The organism is Streptosporangium sp. NPDC049376, from assembly GCF_044466505.1.
GTDB lineage: Bacteria > Actinomycetota > Actinomycetes > Streptosporangiales > Streptosporangiaceae > Streptosporangium.
The window spans coordinates 69,161-85,937 of the sequence record NZ_JBITMT010000026.1 but is presented as its reverse complement, the minus strand read 5'-3'; the positions used below and the strand labels follow the sequence as shown (position 1 = coordinate 85,937).

General features: G+C 71.7%; 13 protein-coding genes. 9 read left to right on the top strand and 4 right to left on the bottom strand.

The genetic code is table 11. From position 1 onward, the window contains the following. The first annotated feature begins 106 nt into the window (after window positions 1–106). Window positions 107–1,312, top strand: coding sequence for a cytochrome P450 (locus ACIBVQ_RS36760; RefSeq protein ID WP_399183278.1), 1,206 nt, complete (start codon window positions 107–109; stop codon window positions 1,310–1,312). A gap of 47 nt (window positions 1,313–1,359) precedes the next feature. Here ACIBVQ_RS36760 and ACIBVQ_RS36755 read toward each other — a convergent pair whose 3' ends face one another. Next, window positions 1,360–3,534, bottom strand: a complete 2,175-nt coding sequence (locus ACIBVQ_RS36755) for an ATP-dependent RecD-like DNA helicase (protein ID WP_399183276.1) — start codon at window positions 3,532–3,534, stop codon at window positions 1,360–1,362. Window positions 3,535–3,601: 67 nt separating this feature from the next. Continuing rightward, window positions 3,602–4,168 (bottom strand): TetR/AcrR family transcriptional regulator, encoded by a 567-nt coding sequence (locus ACIBVQ_RS36750; RefSeq protein ID WP_362909566.1) that lies wholly within the window; start codon window positions 4,166–4,168, stop codon window positions 3,602–3,604. Window positions 4,169–4,243: 75 nt separating this feature from the next. Between ACIBVQ_RS36750 and ACIBVQ_RS36745 the strand changes: the two genes are divergently transcribed. The 3 genes from ACIBVQ_RS36745 (at window position 4,244) to ACIBVQ_RS36735 (ending at window position 8,861) form a co-directional block, all read left to right on the top strand. Beyond that, a complete protein-coding gene (locus ACIBVQ_RS36745) occupies window positions 4,244–7,369 on the top strand; it encodes a bifunctional cytochrome P450/NADPH--P450 reductase (protein ID WP_399183274.1) in 3,126 nt (1,041 codons plus the stop codon). A 74-nt stretch (window positions 7,370–7,443) separates the two neighbouring features. Continuing rightward, complete coding sequence (locus ACIBVQ_RS36740; protein WP_399183272.1) at window positions 7,444–7,809, top strand: hypothetical protein; 366 nt, start codon at window positions 7,444–7,446, stop codon at window positions 7,807–7,809. 299 nt (window positions 7,810–8,108) lie between these two features. Further along, complete coding sequence (locus ACIBVQ_RS36735) at window positions 8,109–8,861, top strand: TraR/DksA family transcriptional regulator (RefSeq protein ID WP_399183270.1); 753 nt, start codon at window positions 8,109–8,111, stop codon at window positions 8,859–8,861. Between the two features lie 39 nt (window positions 8,862–8,900). On the opposite strand, the gene ACIBVQ_RS36730 is transcribed toward ACIBVQ_RS36735, so the two are convergent. After that, window positions 8,901–9,458, bottom strand: a complete 558-nt coding sequence (locus tag ACIBVQ_RS36730) for an AAA family ATPase (protein WP_362780480.1) — start codon at window positions 9,456–9,458, stop codon at window positions 8,901–8,903. Continuing rightward, window positions 9,449–10,477, bottom strand: a complete 1,029-nt coding sequence (locus tag ACIBVQ_RS36725; RefSeq protein WP_399183267.1) for a GDP-mannose 4,6-dehydratase — start codon at window positions 10,475–10,477, stop codon at window positions 9,449–9,451. Before ACIBVQ_RS36725 ends, ACIBVQ_RS36730 begins: the two co-directional genes overlap by 10 nt. A 298-nt stretch (window positions 10,478–10,775) precedes the next feature. Here ACIBVQ_RS36725 and ACIBVQ_RS36720 point away from each other — a divergent pair, with 298 nt between their 5' ends. The 5 genes from ACIBVQ_RS36720 (at window position 10,776) to ACIBVQ_RS36700 (ending at window position 16,766) form a co-directional block, all read left to right on the top strand. After that, complete coding sequence (locus ACIBVQ_RS36720; protein WP_352015143.1) at window positions 10,776–12,020, top strand: glycosyltransferase family 4 protein; 1,245 nt, start codon at window positions 10,776–10,778, stop codon at window positions 12,018–12,020. A 25-nt stretch (window positions 12,021–12,045) separates the two neighbouring features. Next, window positions 12,046–12,759: a methyltransferase domain-containing protein gene (locus tag ACIBVQ_RS36715; RefSeq protein ID WP_352015142.1), complete on the top strand. Its 714-nt coding sequence runs from the start codon at window positions 12,046–12,048 to the stop codon at window positions 12,757–12,759. A 40-nt stretch (window positions 12,760–12,799) separates the two neighbouring features. Then, a complete protein-coding gene (locus tag ACIBVQ_RS36710; RefSeq protein WP_399183264.1) occupies window positions 12,800–13,864 on the top strand; it encodes a prenyltransferase in 1,065 nt (354 codons plus the stop codon). A 107-nt stretch (window positions 13,865–13,971) separates the two neighbouring features. Next, window positions 13,972–15,102 (top strand): DUF1702 family protein, encoded by a 1,131-nt coding sequence (locus ACIBVQ_RS36705; RefSeq protein ID WP_399183262.1) that lies wholly within the window; start codon window positions 13,972–13,974, stop codon window positions 15,100–15,102. A 44-nt stretch (window positions 15,103–15,146) separates the two neighbouring features. Beyond that, window positions 15,147–16,766 (top strand): FG-GAP repeat domain-containing protein, encoded by a 1,620-nt coding sequence (locus ACIBVQ_RS36700; protein ID WP_399183259.1) that lies wholly within the window; start codon window positions 15,147–15,149, stop codon window positions 16,764–16,766. The last annotated feature ends 11 nt before the right edge of the window (window positions 16,767–16,777 follow it).

Genomic DNA, 16,777 nt, shown 5'->3' with positions numbered 1-16,777 from the left:
ATCCGTTGCCAGGCCTTGTCGGTCAGTTCACCTCGTCGCACCACGAACGATCATCTAACCGCACCTGCCGTGATCATTTATCAGACATCGCCTAGGAGGGACTCAAATGGACATCAATCTTGTGGACAAGGACGTCTACGCGCGCGACGGCGCACCCCACGACCAGTTCCGCTGGCTGCGCGCCAACGCCCCCGTCTACCTGCACGAGGGCGAGCCCGAGCGGGACTGGCCGCCGTTCTGGGCGGTGACCAGGCACGCCGACGTGGTGCACGTGTCGCGGCGCTCCGACCTGTTCTCGTCGAGCAGGAGACTCGCGCTCTTCGACGAGATGCCCGAGGAGCAGCGCGAGCTCCAGCGGCTCATGATGCTCAACCAGGACCCGCCCGAGCACACCCGGCGGCGTTCCCTGGTCAACCGGGGCTTCACCCCGCGCATGATCAACGCCCTTGAGCAGCACATCCGCGACATCTGTCACCAGCTTCTCGACGAGGTCACCGGGCTCCCGGCGGTGGACTTCGTGCGTGACATCGCGGCCCCGCTGCCGCTCTACGTGATCTGCGAGCTGCTCGGCGCCCCCGTCGAGGACCGTGACAAGATCTTCAACTGGTCCAACCAGATGATCGGGGCCGACGACCCCGAGTACTCCTCCGGCCCCTCCGCCGGTCAGGCGGCGGCGGCCGAGGTGTACGCCTACGCCAACGCGCTGGCGGCGGAACGGCGCGAACGGCCCCGCGAGGACATCGCGACCAAACTGCTCCTGCCGGACGTCACCGGGGAGACCCTCGACGAGAACGAGTTCGACCTCTTCGTGCTGCTGCTGGTCGTCGCCGGCAACGAGACCACCCGCAACGCGGCCTCCGGCGGGATGCTGGCCCTCTTCGAGCACCCCGAGCAGTGGCGGCGGCTGGTGGCCGACCGCGCGCTCGCCGCCCCGGCCGCCGACGAGATCGTCCGCTGGGTCTCCCCCGTCAACCTCTTCCGCCGTACGGCCACCGCCGACACGGTGATCGGCGACCAGGAGATCAAGGAGAACGACAAGGTCGTGGTGTTCTACGGCTCCGCGAACCGGGACGAGGAGGTCTTCGCCGACCCCGACGTCTTCGACATCGGCCGTTCCCCCAACCCGCAGATCGGCTTCGGCGGGGGTGGTGCCCACTTCTGCCTCGGCAACCATCTGGCCAGGATGGAGCTCCGGGTGCTCTTCGAGGTCCTCGCCGAGCGTTTCCCCGGCCTGACCCAGGCGGGTTCCGCCCGGCGGCTGCGCTCCAACTTCATCAACGGCATCAAGGAGCTGCCGGTCACCCTCTCCTGACCCGCTCCCGCGCCTGCGGCGGCCGCCCACCCGTCCGCCGCGGGCCTTCAGGCGCGCAGGCCCAGCGTGAGCCGCAGGGTCAGGCCGGTGTTGCGGCGCAGGCCGAGACGGCGCACGGCCAGTTCGAGCGCCTCGCGCTGACCGACCAGCACCACCCACGCCTTCGCCCGGGTGACCAGGGTGTAGAGCAGGCCCCTGCGCAGCATCACTCCCCCGGCCTCGGCCACGACGGGCGCGACCACGAAGGGGTACTCGCTGCCCTGGGAGCGGTGCACGCTGATCGCGTAGGAGTGGGTCAGCTCGTCGAGCTCGTCGAAGGTGTAGCGGACGGTCTCCCCGTCGCCGGTGCGCAGCTCCAGCACCCGGTCCTGCGGGAGCACCGCCGTGACGGTCGCGGTCTCCCCGTTGAAGACGCCCTTGTCGTAGTTGTTGCGGATCGGCATGACCCGGTCGCCGACCCGGAAGACCGACGGGCCCGACCAGTGCTCGGCCGTACCCTCGCGTGCGGGGTTGAGCCGCTCCTGAAGGCTCCGGCCCAGCTCGGCCGTACCGGTCGCGCCCTTGCGCATCGGGCACAGCACCTGGACCTGGTCGCCGCCGACGCCCTGCTTGCGGGGGATGGCCTCGGTGGCCAGGTGGACCACCCGGTCGGCGACCAGCTCAGGGTCGTCCAGCTCCTCGAACCAGAAGCCGCCCCCGCCGGGCAGGTCGGGCAGCCGGCCCGACCTGATCCGGTGGGCCGCCCTGACGATGCCGCTGTCCTGGGCCTGCCGGAAGACGTGGGTCAGCCGGACGCGTGGGATCTCCTCGACCCCGAGCAGGTCGGCCAGCACGTTGCCCGGCCCGATGCTGGGCAGCTGGTCCCCGTCACCGACCAGCAGCAGGTGGCCGCCCGAGGGGATGGCCGCCACCAGGCGGGTGGCCAGCTGCAGGTCGAGCATCGACGCCTCGTCGACCACGATGAGGTCGGCCTCCGTCGGCAGCCGCTGGAAGAGCGTCCCCTCCTCGGGGTCCGCCCGCTGGGCGAGCATCCGGTGCACGGTCATCGCGGGCAGGCCGGTCAGCTCGGACAGGCGCTTGGCCGCCTTGCCGGTCGGCGCGGTCAGGGTCACCCCGCCGCCCATCGCCCGCACGGTCGCCGCGATCACCCGCACCGTGTGGCTCTTGCCGCAGCCGGGACCTCCGGTGATGACCGAGACGGTGCTGGTCAGCGCGAGGTTCACCGCGGCCCGCTGGTCCTCGTGCAGGCTCTCGTCATCGGGGAAGGGCCGCAACGGAAGCGTCGAGGCGGCCCGCAGCAGCCTGGTCAGGTGCGTGGCGAAGGCGACCTCGCGGCCGTGCTGCTCCTTGGCGTAGACCACGAGGCCGGGCCCCGCGGGTGACTCCTCGACGACGACCGCGCGCTCGGCGGCCAGCTCGTCGACGGCCCGCCGTACGGACTCCTCCTCCTGCTCGACGAGGGCGGCGGCCGAGGGGAGCAGGACGGTCAGCGGCAGGTAGCAGTGCCCGTCGCGGGCCGCGGCCGTCTCCAGGCGGTCGAGCACCGCGGCCTGGAGGCGGCGCGGGCTGTTCTCCGGCACCCCCGAGCGCAGCGCGATCCGGTCGGCGGTGTGGAAGGCGATGCCTCTGACCTGGCCGATCAGCCGGTACGGATCACGGGTGAGGATCTCGCGGGCGTCGTTTCCGTAGACCTGGTAGATCTTGGCCGCGAGCAGCGGGCTGATCCCGAAGCCCTGCAGGACGACCATCAGCTCGGCGACCGCCTTCTGCTCGGCCCACGCCTGGACGATCTGCGCCTGCCGGGTCGCGCCGATGTTGACGACCTCGGTGAGGCGTTCCGGCTCGGTGTCGATGACCGTGAGCGTCCGCTCGCCGAAGTGGCTGACGATGGCGTGGGCCAGGCGGGGCCCGATGCCGCGGACCAGGCCGGAGCCGAGATAGAGCCTGATCGCGCGCACGGTCGAGGGGACGACCCGCTCACACCGCCTGACCAGCAGGCGGCTGCCGTGACGGGGGTGCTCGTCCCACTCACCGGTCAGCCTGAGCGTCTCGCCCGGCTGCACGCCGGCCAGGGCGCGCCCCGAGGCGACGAAGGCCGCCGGGGCGCCCTCCTGGTCGTCCGCGCTCATCCGCGCGACGGTGTACTCGTCGTCGCGGACGTAGACCAGCTGCTCGACGGAGGCTTCGAGCTCCGTCGCGCGCGCTGTGGTGAGCACGGTCACCGTGCGCTCCCGGGAATCGTGTGCGGCACCTCTTCTCCAGGACACTAGCGGGCGACTGCGACAAGTCTCAGGTGGCGCGGGACTCCAGCGCGTCCAGGATGAGGTCGATCGCGGCGTCGAAGGTGGTCTCGGCGTTCCCTTCCGGGTCCAGCCCGGCGAGCAGGCCACTGGTCTCCGCGGTCAGCAGGCCGGAGACGAAGGTGTAGAGCACCGTGCGGACGCGCACCAGTTCCCCGGCGGGGACCCCGGCGGCGGCCAGGACCCGGTTGAAGACCTCCCACATGCCGCCCTCGTGCTCGACGAGGTCGGGGTGGGCGTTGACGTAGGACCACAGGGCCGGGTGCGAGAGCGCGATGGAGCGGTAGGCGTGGGCCAGCGCGCGCAGCTGCTCCCGCCACGGGGTTCCGTCGTCGGGGGGCAGGCGCAGCCCGAGGGCGACGGCCGTACAGGCTCCGCGCAGCAGCGCGTCCTTGTTCTCCACGTGGTGGTAGAGCGACATGGGGTTGACGTCGAGTTCGGCCGCCAGCTTCCGCATGGACAGGCCCTCGACCCCGCCTTCGTCGACCAGCCGCAGAACGGCCGCGTATATCTCCTGGGTTGTCAGGGGTTGTCCCCTTCGCGCACTCACTGCCATACACCGTATGGTAGCTTGAGACATACAGTGTATGGCTGGCGGTTCCGGGAGGCCGCCCGGTAAAGGAGGAGTTCCATGTCGGTGACCCGTTCCATCCCCTCCCCCCAGGGGCTCCCTCTGCTCGGCAACACGCTCCAGATCCCCTCGCACTCGCCCGACGAGCACTTCAGGAAGCTCGCCGCCGAATACGCCGAGGAAGGCCTCTTCCAGCTCGAACTGCTCGGCCGCAAGGTCCTGTTCGTCTACGACCCCGACATGGTCGCCGAGATGTGCGACGAGACACGCTTCTACAAGGGCATCGACCCGCCGCTGTCCATCGTCCGCGACTTCGGCGGCGACGGGCTGTTCACCGCCCGCCACGACGAGCCGGTCTGGGGCCACGCGCACCGCATCCTGATGCCCGCCTTCAGCCAGCGCTCGATGAAGGCCTACTTCCCGCAGATGCTGGAGATCGCGCAGAACCTGGTCGGCAAGTGGGCGATCTCCGACGAGGTCAACGTGCCCGACGACATGACCAGGCTGGCCCTGGACACGATCTCCCTCACCGGGTTCGACTACCGGTTCAACTCCTTCCAGTCGCCGGAGCTGCACCCGTTCCTGCAGGCGATGGGCCGCTCGCTGACCGAGGCGATGCTCCGCAACCGGCAGCTCCCCCTGGTCACCAAGCTCAAGAAGCGGCAGGACACGGCCTACCGGTCCGACATCCAGGTCATGCAGGACCTGGTCGACGACGTCATCAGGCAGCGCAGGAGCACCGGCAGGGGCGACACCAAGGACCTGCTCGGCCTGATGCTCAAGGCCGCCGACCCGCGGAGCGGCGAGCGGCTCTCCGACGAGAACATCCGCAACCAGGTCCTGACCTTCCTCATCGCCGGGCACGAGACCACCAGCGGCCTGCTGTCGTTCGCGCTGTACAACCTGCTGCGCAACCCGCACGTGCTGGCCAGGGCCTACGCCGAGGTCGACAGACTGCTGCCCGGCGACACCGTCCCGACCTACGACACGATCATGAAGCTCGACGTGATCCCGCGCGTCCTGGAGGAGACGCTGCGCCTGTGGTCCCCGATCCCGGCGTTCGCCGTCAAGCCCTTCGAGGACACCGAGCTCGGCGGCTATCCGATCACCAAGGACCATGTCGCCGTCGTCCTGCTCGGTCAGCTGCACAAGCACCCCGGGGTGTGGGAGCGTCCCGAGGAGTTCGACATCGACCGCTGGCTCCCCGAGAACAGGAAGGGCCACCACCCGGCCGCCTACAAGCCCTTCGGCAACGGCGAGCGGGCCTGCATCGGCCGCCAGTTCGCGCTGACCGAGGCCAGGCTGGCCCTGGCCATGGTGCTGCAGCGCTTCGCGATCTCCGACCCGGACGCCTACCGGATGAAGATCAAGCAGATGCTCACCCTCAAGCCCGAGGACTTCACCATCCGGGTCAGGGAGCGCAGGGCCCACGAGCGGGGCACCGCGGAGACGGTGGAGGCGGCGGAGACCGTCCGGGAACAGCCGGTGGAGGTGGCCGTCACGGGAGTCGGCCTCACCGTGGCGTACGGTTCCAACCTCGGCACCGCCGCCGACGTCGCGGAACGGCTGGCCGAGGTCGCGGGGCGCTCCGGCTTCGCGACCACGCTGACCACCCTGGACGAGCTCGAACCGCCCTCCGAGGGGCTGCTCGTGGTGATCACCTCGACCTACAACGGCAAGGCCCCCGACAACGCCCAGCGGTTCGACACCCTGGAGGGGCTGCCCGCCATGGACGGGGTGCGCTTCGCGCTGCTCGGCTGCGGCAACACCCAGTGGCCCACCTACCAGGCCTTCCCCAGGCGCGTCTTCGACAAGCTCACCGCGGCGGGAGCCGTACCGCTCGTCGAACGGGGTGAGGCGGACGCCGACGGCGACTTCGACGGCGACGTCTCGGCGTGGACCTCAGGGCTCTGGGCGGCGCTGGCTGCCGAGTACGGCACGTCGGCGGCCAAGGCCGGTCCCCGCTACGAGATGGACGTCCTCACCGAGGCCGACGTGCGGCCCGCGGTCGTCTCCCCGCAGGCGGTCCCGCTGACCGTGGTCTCGGCCGAGGAGCTGACCGGCGACCCCACCGGCCTGTGGGACTTCTCCCGCGAGCTGCCCAGGCCCGGGGTTCGCTCGATCGTGGCCGAACTGCCCGAGGGGACGTCCTACACGGCAGGCGACCACATCGCCGTCTTCGCCAAGAACGCCCCCGAACTCGTCGAGTGGGCGCTGCGTCAGCTCCACGTCCCCCGCGACCAGGTCGTACGGCTGCGCGCCAGGGGGACGACCCACCTGCCCGTCGACACCCCGGTGACCGCGGGGCTGCTGCTGACCGAGTTCGCCGAGCTCCAGGAGGTGGCCACCCGCTCCGACCTGGCGACCCTGGCCGAGCACACCCGGTGCCCCTGGACCAGGGGCCAGCTCGCCGAGCTTGAGGCCTCCTACGCCGACGAGATCCTCGCCAAGCGGGTCTCGGTGCTCACGCTGCTCGAACGCCTCCCGGCGATCACCCTGCCGCTGCCGGCATTCCTGGAGATGGCCGGGCCGATCAGGCCGCGCTACTACTCCGTCTCCTCCTCGCCGCTGGCCGACCCCCGGCGGATCAGGATCACCGTCGGCCTGGTCGAGGGCCCCTCCTGGTCGGGCGGCGGTTCCTACCGGGGCATGTGCTCGGCCTACCTGGCGGGCCTGGAGCCCGGCGACGTCTTCTACGGATATGTACGGGTTCCCAGCCCGCCGTTCCGGCTGCCGGACGACCCGGCGACGCCGGTGATCCTCGTCGGCCCCGGCACCGGTTTCGCCCCGCTGCGCGGCTTCCTTGAGGAGCGGGCCCTGACCGGGGCGTCCGGACCCGCCGAGGTCTTCTACGGCTGCCGCCACCCCGAGCACGACTGGCTCTACCGCGCCGAACTGCTCGGCTGGCAGGAGGCCGGGATCACCCGGGTGCACACGGCCTTCTCCGCGCTCGACGGACACCCCTTCAAGTACGTCCAGGACGCGGTCGCCGCCGAGGCGGACCGGGTGTGGGAGCTGCTCGAACAGGGTGCCCACGTCTACGTCTGCGGGGACGGCCTCCGCATGGCTCCCGCCGTACGGCGTGCCCTGGCGGAGATCCACCACGACAGGACCGGAGGCGACGGCGAGGCGTGGCTGCGCGAGCTGGAGGCCCAGGGCCGGTACCAGCAGGACGTCTTCGCCTGACCCGGCGGTGAGATAGGACATTCCACCCCATATCTAAAGTGCCCTTTCGCGGAACGTCGACTATGGTCGAGGTGATGAGGGAACCGCGGTGGGGCACACCCAGGCCCACCGCGGTCACGGCGGTGGGTCTGCTTCTCGTTCTTCTGCTGGCCGCCGTCTCCCCCTCCCCGTGGTCCGGCGGCTGGAGGCCTGCGGACGCGGGCACCGGCTTCTGGGTCCCCGGCACCGACACCGCCGGTCACTCCACCGCGCCGAGGCTGCTCGCCGGTGGGACCGAGCACCTGCCGACGCCGGGACAGCTCCGCTCCCTCCTCGCCGTCGGCGCCACGGTCGCGACCCCCGGGCCGCCGCCCTCCACCTGGCGCCCGACCGGCCCCGCCGCCGCGCCCAGACACGACGTCCAGCGCGCCGTCACCTCGCGCAGCCCGCCGTCCGCCTGACGGCGCCCTCTTGAAGGCCACCGGCTCTCCGTAGGCGAGACGACGCGTGGAAGGCCCGTCCCCGGGCAGTCCACGTCCATGATCGCGTCAACGACGACGGCCTGAGGGGGCCCCGCTGCCCCTTTTCTCTTCTTTCCTGCCCCGACGGGGACCGCGTCGAGCGGTGGCCGGCCGGGGTCCCACAGTCGTGCGGTGCTTTCGCGCCGCCCTGCCTTTCGAGTTCCGGCTTTCCCGGCGGAGACCGTGTCCAGCCGTGACCGGCCACGACCGCCGTGAGTCATCCAAGGAGTCGATGTCCCATGGGCGACATCAGGTCGACAAGCAGGCTGCTTGAGGACTACCAGCGTCACACGACGCATCTGGAGGAACTGCGCGCGCTCCTGCACGAACGGCTCGGCGCCGCGCGGGACGCCATGACCGAGAACGAGACCGAACCCGGGAGCGAGCCGGCGTCCCCGGAGGACCCGGGGGAGCCCGTCTCCCTGTCCGCCAGGCGTGCCGCCCGTGCGGCGCGGACCGTCGTGGAGATCGAGGCCGCGATCGAGCGGCTCGACTTCGGGGTCTACGGCACCTGCGAGCACTGCGGGGCCTTCATCGCGCTGCGACGGCTGCGGCAGGTGCCGCACACCCGGCACTGCGGCGACTGCGACACCCCGCGCGCCCGCCCCTCGGGGCCGGCCCTGGCGAGCTTCCCGACCCTCAGAAAGGACCAGAACACCATGATCTCCGACGTCCACCTCAGCAGCGTCCAGCTCGACAGCATCCGTGAGGAGCTCGAAGGCCAGCTCCTGCGGTGGACCAGGCAGCTCTCCGAGCTGGAGGCCGCGGTCGGCGACGACTCGGTCGAGGTCTCGGAGAAGTCGGCCCTGCTGGCCGACATCGTCTCCGCCGAGCGCAGCGCCTCCGTCCTGCGCGCCACGCTGGGCGAGATCGCCGAGCTGACCTACGGCCGCTGCGACGGCTGCGGCTCCGGCATCCCGTTCGAGCGGCTCAAGGCCCGTCCGCTGGCGCGCTTCTGCATGCAGTGCCAGCGTCGCCACGAGAACGGCTGACCCGGCTCCGGCGACCGGGGCCCGTCGAAGGCGGTCAGCTCAGCCGCCGACGCGGGCCTCGGTCCACGCACGGGCGAGGATCTCCTCGACGGTCTCCTCGGGGGTCTGTTCCGAGGTGTCGAGCCAGAGGCCGAGACGCGGGGTCCGCTCGCGCAGAACGGCGTCGAGCGGACCGGCCTTCCAGTGGACGTAGGCGTCCTTGGCCCGCGCGGCCTCACGCGCCTCGACGACCTCGGCCCTCGGGGCGAGCACGACCACCAGCAGGGGACGGGCGCGGACAAGCCGGGTCATCTCCACGAGATGCTCGCCCAGCACGACGTCCTGGGCCACCACGGTGAACCCGGCCGCGAAGTACTCGTCGCAGGTGGCCGCGGTCAGCCGGTGCCGCAGACGCAGTTGCGCCAGCGCCTCGGCGGAGGGTTCGGGAGTCATCTCGGCCCTGCCGCCGACCACCATGCGGCGGAACACGTCGCCGCGCACGTGCGCCGAGCGGGGCAGCCGCTCGGCCAGCCGCTGCGCCACCGTTGACTTGCCCGCCGCCTGGATGCCCGTGACCAACAGGACGGCCCGCCGCCCGGCCTCCTCGCTCAGGGCCATGAGGAGTCCTGCTCGGGGTCGCCGCCCTCGGACAGCAGTTTCAGGTCGGACTCGACCATCATCGTGACCAGTTCCTCGAACGAGACCGAGGGCTCCCAGCCGAGCTGTTCACGGGCCTTCTTCGGGTCGGCGCACAGGAGGTCGACCTCGGCCGGGCGGTGCAGGGAACGGTCGGTGACCACGTACCGCTCCCAGTCGAGCCCGGCGGCGGCGAAGGCCGCCTCGACCAGCTCACGAACCGTGTGTGTACGGCCGGTGCCGATCACGTAGTCCTCCGGCGGGCCCGCCTGCAGCATCAGGTGCATCGCCCGCACGTAGTCGCCCGCGTATCCCCAGTCGCGGCGGGCCTCCAGGTTGCCCAGGCGGAGCCGGTCGGCGAGCCCGAGCTTGATGCGGGCGACCCCGAGGGAGACCTTGCGGGTCACGAACTCGGCGCCCCGACGCGGGGACTCGTGGTTGAACAGGATCCCCGAGACCGCGAACATCCCGTACGACTCACGGTAGTTCTGGGTGAGGAAGTGGCCGTAGGCCTTGGCGACGCCGTACGGCGAGCGGGGGTGGAAGGGGGTGATCTCGGTCTGCGGAGTCTCCCTGACCTGGCCGAACATCTCCGAGGACGACGCCTGGTAGAACCTGATCTGGCCGGATTCCGCAGGGGTGCGTGAGGCGGAGACACCCGAGCAGACCCTGATGGCCTCAAGCATGCGCAGCACGCCCATCCCGGTGACCTCGCCGGTCAGCTCGGCCTGTTCCCACGACATCGGCACGAACGAGATGGCGCCCAGGTTGTAGACCTCGTCGGGCTGGACCTTCTCAACGGCGGAGATCAGCGAACCCTGGTCGAGGAGGTCGCCCCGGACGAGGCGGACGTCCCGCAGCAGCCTGCGCACCCGGGAGACACGGGGGTTGGCCTGTCCCCTGACGAGTCCCCAGACCTCGTAACCCCGATCGAGCAGGCACTCGGCCAGATAGGAACCGTCCTGCCCGGTGATACCGGTGATCAGCGCGCGCCTGGCCAAGGCGTCCTCCTCGCTTGTGAAGCTCGTGAAGTGGGACTTCCGCTCGGCTGAGTGCCGTGTGACGGCGAATGTATCGCCCCTCCCGTCGCCGGGCACGACTCAGGGCCCCAGTACCCTAGAACACGTTCCACCGAACGTCGTTCGGTTGGCGTGATGCCGCAGTTGGCGCGCGACAGAAGTGGCTTTAGCACCGTTTCCACATTAGGTGGAAGAGAGATACCGAATGGTAAGATCCGAATACTGAGGTCATCTTTCACGGTACCTGTCCCCTTCCGGACAGGCTGAGGAAGGGGTTGCCGTGCCTGACGCGGACTCCCTGCGGGTCGCGCTGCTGTCGTACCGGAGCAAGCCGACCTGTGGCGGGCAGGGCGTTTACCTGCGTCACCTCAGCCGTGAACTGGTCGCCCTCGGGCACCACGTCGAGGTCTTCTCCGGCCAGCCGTACCCCGAACTGGACGAAGGGGTCGTTCTCAACAAGATCCCCAGCCTGGACCTCTACCGTGACGAGGACCCCTTCCGCACCCCCAAGCTGGGCGAGTACCGCGACTGGATCGACCTTCTCGAAGTCGGGACCATGTGGACCGCCGGGTTCCCCGAGCCGCTGACCTTCACCCTGCGGGCCCGCCGCGAGCTGGCCAAACGCGTCGGGGACTTCGACGTGGTGCAGGACAACCAGACGCTCGGCTACGGCCTGCTGGACATCCAGAAGCTGTTCCCCGTGGTCGGCACCATCCATCACCCGATCAGCGTCGACCGCAGGATCGAGCTGAGCGAGGCCCCGCTGCGCAAACGCCTCACGCTCAGAAGGTGGTACGGCTTCGTCAGGATGCAGGCCAGGGTCGCCCCCAGGCTGAACCCGATCCTGACCGTCAGCGAGTCCTCGCTGGCCGACATCCACCGCGACTTCAACGTGCCGCAGGCCAACATGCGGCTCATCCCGCTCGGGGTCGACACCCGCTACTTCCACCCGCGCCCCGAGATGCCCAAACGGCCTGGCTCGATCGTCGCGGTCGCCAGCGCCGACTCCCCCATGAAGGGTGTCGCCACCCTGCTGCGGGCGGTCGCCAAGCTCGCCACCGAGCGCGAGGTGAACCTCACCGTGGTGAGCAAACCGACCCCCGGCGGACCGACGGAGAAGCTGGTCGCCGAACTCTCCCTGCGTGAGCGGGTGAGGTTCGTGCACGGCATCTCCGACACCGAGCTGGGCGAACTGATCGCCACCTCGGAGGTCTCGGTCGTGCCCTCCCTCTACGAGGGCTTCTCCCTGCCCGCCGTCGAGCACATGGCCTGCGGCACCCCGCTCGTCGCCTCACGGACGGGGGCGCTGCCCGAGGTCGTCGGCGACGCCGCCGTCCAGGTCGCCCCCGGAGACCCCGAGGAGCTGGCCACCGTACTGCGGCGCCTGCTCGACTCCCCCGAGGAACGGGCCGAGGTCGGGCGCAGGGGCTACGACCGGGTCATGGAGCGCTACACCTGGCGCGTCGTCGCCCAGCGCACCGTGGACGCCTACCGCGAGGCCATCGCCGCGCACAACGCCCGGTGACCGACCACTTCACAAGGAGCGGCAAGTGCTGACCGTCGACTTCGACCGGCTGCCCGTCGGACCCGGCCTGCGTGTCCTCGACCTGGGCTGCGGGGCGGGACGGCACGCCTTCGAGGTGCTGCGCAGGGGCGCGGACGTGGTGGCCTTCGACATGGACGCCGAGGAGCTCGAAGGCGTCGCGGGCATGTTCGCCGCGATGGCGAAGGAGGGCGAGGTGCCCGAGGGCGCGGTCGGCGAGACCGTGACCGGCGACGCGCTGAAGATGCCCTTCGAGGACGCCACCTTCGACCGGGTGATCGCCGCCGAGGTGCTCGAACACATCCCCGACGACATGAGCGCCATGCGGGAGATCTTCCGGGTGCTCAAGCCCGGCGGCCGCGCCGCGATCACGGTGCCGAGTTTCCTGCCGGAACGGATCTGCTGGGCGCTCGACGAGGCCTACCACACGGCCCCCGGCGGGCACGTGCGCATCTACACCCTCGCCGAGCTGAGCGCGAAGCTGAAGGCCGTCGGCATGGAGATCGGCTCCCACCACCACGCCCACGGACTGCACGCGCCGTACTGGTGGATCAAGTGCGCGGTCGGCGTCGGCAACGACGACCACCCGCTGGCCAAGGCCTACCACGAGCTGCTGGTGTGGGACATCATGAAACGCCCCGCCGTCACCCGGATCGCCGAGACGCTGCTGAACCCGTTCATCGGCAAGAGCGTGGTGCTCTACGTGCGGAAGCCCGCGTGACCCGGTACGGCCCCGCGCCCCGAGACGACCGGAGCGGCCGATGAGGCGGGAACTGGTCGTCGAGACCGCCCTGAGCATCGCGGCCGTGCAGGAGACCGACGGCGGCGTCCCCTGGCCCGAGGGGCACGTGGACGCCTGGAACCACGTCGAGTGCCTGATGGCCATGGGCGTCGCCGGGCTGAGCGGCCCCGTGCGCAGGGGTTACGACTGGCTGGTGCGCAACCAACGCGCCGACGGCTCGTGGCCGATGAAGCTGGTCGGCGGCCTGGCCGTCGAGCGCGGCGGGGAGTCCAACCACGCCGCCTACGTCGCGGTCGGCGTCTGGCACGAGCTGCTGGTCACCGGGGACGACGGCTTCGCCCGTGAGATGTGGCCCGTCGTCAGGTCCGCGCTGGACTTCGTGGTCGGGCTGCAGACCGCCCGGGGCGAGGTCGTCTGGGAACGCGCCGCCGACGGCGAGCCCGCGGGCTACGCCCTGCTGACCGGCTGCGCCTCCATCCACCAGGGGCTGCGCTGCGGCGTGCTGCTCGGCGAACGTCTCGGCGACCCGCAGCCCGACTGGGAGCTGGCCGCCGACCGGCTCGCCCACGTGCTGTCCGACCACCCCGAGGCGTTCGCCGACAAGAGCCGCTTCTCGATGGACTGGTACTACCCGGTCCTCGGCGGCGCGGTGCGGGGTTCCGCCGCGCGGGCGCGGCTCGCCGCCGAGTGGGCCGTCTTCGTCGAACCCGGCCTCGGCGTGCGCTGCGTCTCCGACCAGCCGTGGGTGACCGGCGCCGAGTCGTGCGAGCTGGTGCTCACCCTGGACGCCCTCGGCGACCGGGACGAGGCGCTGCGGATCTTCACCGACATGCAGCACCTCAGGCACGAGGACGGTTCCTACTGGACCGGCTGGCAGTTCGCCAACCAGAAGTGGTTCCCGCACGAGCGTTCCGCCTACACCGCCGCCGCCGTGGTTCTCGCCGCCGACGCCCTGTACGGCCTCACCCCGGCCTCCGGCCTGTTCAGGGACGTGCGCGGCGCCATGCCCGGCGCCGTGGAAGACCGGGCCGCCGACCGCCCGGCCCAGGACTGCGGCTGCAGCCACGCCGGTTCACCCGCCTGACGACCCCGCGTCCGAATCCCCTCCCCCGAATCTCTTCGCCTGAATCTCTTCGCCCGAATCCGAGGCGGTGCTTGAAGGCTCGGGGACGGCTCACTACGTTCGGGCACGTGAGCGACACGGAGGGCGACGGAGAGATCGCGGGGGGCGACGGCGGCGTGACGACGGTCGCCGCACCCCATCCAGGTGTGCCCGGTCCCGGGGCACCGGAGCCGGAGAAGGGCGAGCGCACCGTCCCCGTCCGCTCTCCCTGCCCTGCGCCCCGTGCCCCGTCGCCCGCCCTACCACCCGGCGATCCGGCACCGGGCAGGCCGCGTGGCCTGCCCGGGTTGTTCTGGCAGGACCCCGATCGGACCGGGTTCGGAGTGCGGCGTTTCCGGCTCGGCCCGGCCAGGGAGCACCTGGAGAACGCCGGGCGGGCGTGCGTCGCCGGGCACAACGCGGTGATCGCGGGCGAGCCCGAACGGATCGACGGCCTGCGTGAGGAACTGCGCGGCTTCGCCTACGAGGGGGCGGGCATGGCCTGCGCGTCCCTCGACGTGCTCACCGCGTCCGGCGGCAAGCGGCTCAGGAACCTGCTCAGCGGCCAGGGCGTGCGCTACCCGCACATGATCCACCTGGGTGCGGGCCGGGGATACGCCCGGCTGCGGATGCGCCCGATGTGGGGCATCCACTCCGTCCACCCCCTGCTGCGCTGGCTGGCCTTCGACGGCTTCGGCTTCCACCAGGGCTTCTACGCCGCCGACCGGACGGTCGGGCGTCAGCGTACGGCGGGCCTGCTCGACCGGACCAGGCGGGCGATCTTCGACCAGGGGGTCGGCCGGATGCTCTGGTTCCACGAGTGCGCGGGCGTCGAGGACGTCGTCCTCCGGTTGGCCGAGTTCCCCCTCGGCCGCCGCGCCGACCTGTGGAGCGGGATCGGGCTCGCCGCCGCCTACGCGGGCGGCGCACGGGCCTGCGAGCTGGAACGGCTCAGCGCCGCGGCGGCCGAGGACGGCTTCCGCGCCCACCTCGTGCAGGGCGCCGCCTTCGCCTGCTCGGCCCACCTGATCTCAAGGACCGTGCCCGAGCACACCGCCGAGGCCGTCCTCGCCCTGTGCGAGGTCGGCGTCGAGGAGGCGGGCGGCTGGACGGACACCGCGCTCGTCGCCCTCGGGCACAACGCGCACACCGGCGACCACTACCAGGCATGGCGGGCCGGGGTCAGGAAGGCCTGGGCGAGGCGCAACCGCGACTCGTGACCGAAGTACGGCCAGGCGCGACGTCCAGGGACACGGCCGATGCCGTGCCCCCGGTCCGTCCGGCCGCCCTGGTGGCGCTGGCGGCCGTCGCCGTCGGGTGGGCGCTGACCGGTACTGCGGAGCCCCCCGCCCCCTCCCCCACCACCCCGGTCTTCTCCTTCGCCGCCGACCGGCTCGGTGGTTCCGCGACGGGAGTGGCGCTCTTCGACCTCGACGGCGAGATCGTCTCCGACGACGTCTGCCTGGCCGACCCCCGTCACGGCGGGGTGACCGTGGCCCCCGTGCCGGGCACCCACGGCGGCTACCGGCCGTTCAGGCTGACCGCCCCCGGCCCGCGCGGGGTGCCCGTCGGATGCCTGCCCGCCGACCTCGACGAGGACGGCGCGCAGGACCTGGTCGTCCTCTACCGGGACCGTTCCCCCTCCCTGTTCGTCCGCCTTCCCGGGACCCGCCCCTCCGCCACCGCCTTCGCCCACCGTGAGCCCGCCGTACGGCCCGGGCCGTGGAACGCGGCCGCCGCGAGCGTCGGCGACTTCGACGGCGACGGCCACCTCGACCTGGTCCTCGCCGCCGGGACGACCTCGGGCGGCTCGTCGCCGGACGTCCACGACGGCGGGGCGCGGCTGTACCTCGGGACGGGGACGGGCACGTTCACCGAGGCGCCGCAGGCGTTCGGCGAGGCCGGGCGGACGGGCGGGACGCTCGCGCTCGGCACCCGGGACCTGGACGGCGACGGGCTGCCGGAGCTGTACCTCGCCAACGGCCTCGGACCCGACACGCTGCTCGTCAACGAGTCGGCACCGGGCAGGGCCGCCTTCCGGGTGGCGTCGGGCACCCGGGACCTGACCACGCCGAGATCGTCCGTCCTGGGCCGGGACTCCTCGGACAGCGGGGCGGTCGCCTTCACCGACCTCGACGCCGACGGCGCGCAGGACATCCTCATCGGGCGGGGCCCCGACGAGATCGGGCCCGTCTTCGTCTCCACGGCCCTGCCCGGACTGCGGGAGCACCTGCACGAGGGCGAGGCGCCGTACGAGGACCGGGCCGGGGAGCTGGGGCTCGGCCGTACCGGACGGGTGTGGGACGTCGAGACCGCCGACCTCGACAACGACGGCCACGACGAGATCATGTACGCGGTCGCGGCGCCCGGGGGCGTCGCCCTCTTCACGCCGGGTGCGGACGGCCGTCACACGAACGTGGCCGGACCGGTGCCTCCCGGGGGCGACGCGACGGCCCTGGCGGTCGGCGACGTGGACGACGACGGCCGTCTCGACGTCGCGGTCTCCGGCCCTCTGACCCCGGCCACGCTGTACCGCAACCACGGTGTCACCGCCCCCTTCGTCGGCCTGCGTCCCCGCCTGCCCGCCGGTCCCTGCGGCGCGGCGCACGGCGCGGCAGGCGTGACGCGCCCGGCGATCGGGGCGGAGGCCAGACTGCGGCTGCCGGACGGCGGCACACTCGCCGGGCAGCTCTACCCCGCCGCCTCCGCCCCCGAGTTGCTCCTCGGTCTCGGCGAGACCGACACGGGCGGGGCCGCCCTGCCCGTCGCCCTGTCCTGGCGTGACGAGTGCGGCGTCCCGCGCACCGCCACCGTCTCCCTCGACCCCGGCTGGCACGACCTCCTGCTGACCCCCCAGGGCGTGACGGAACTGAGGAACCCATGACAGCGCCTACA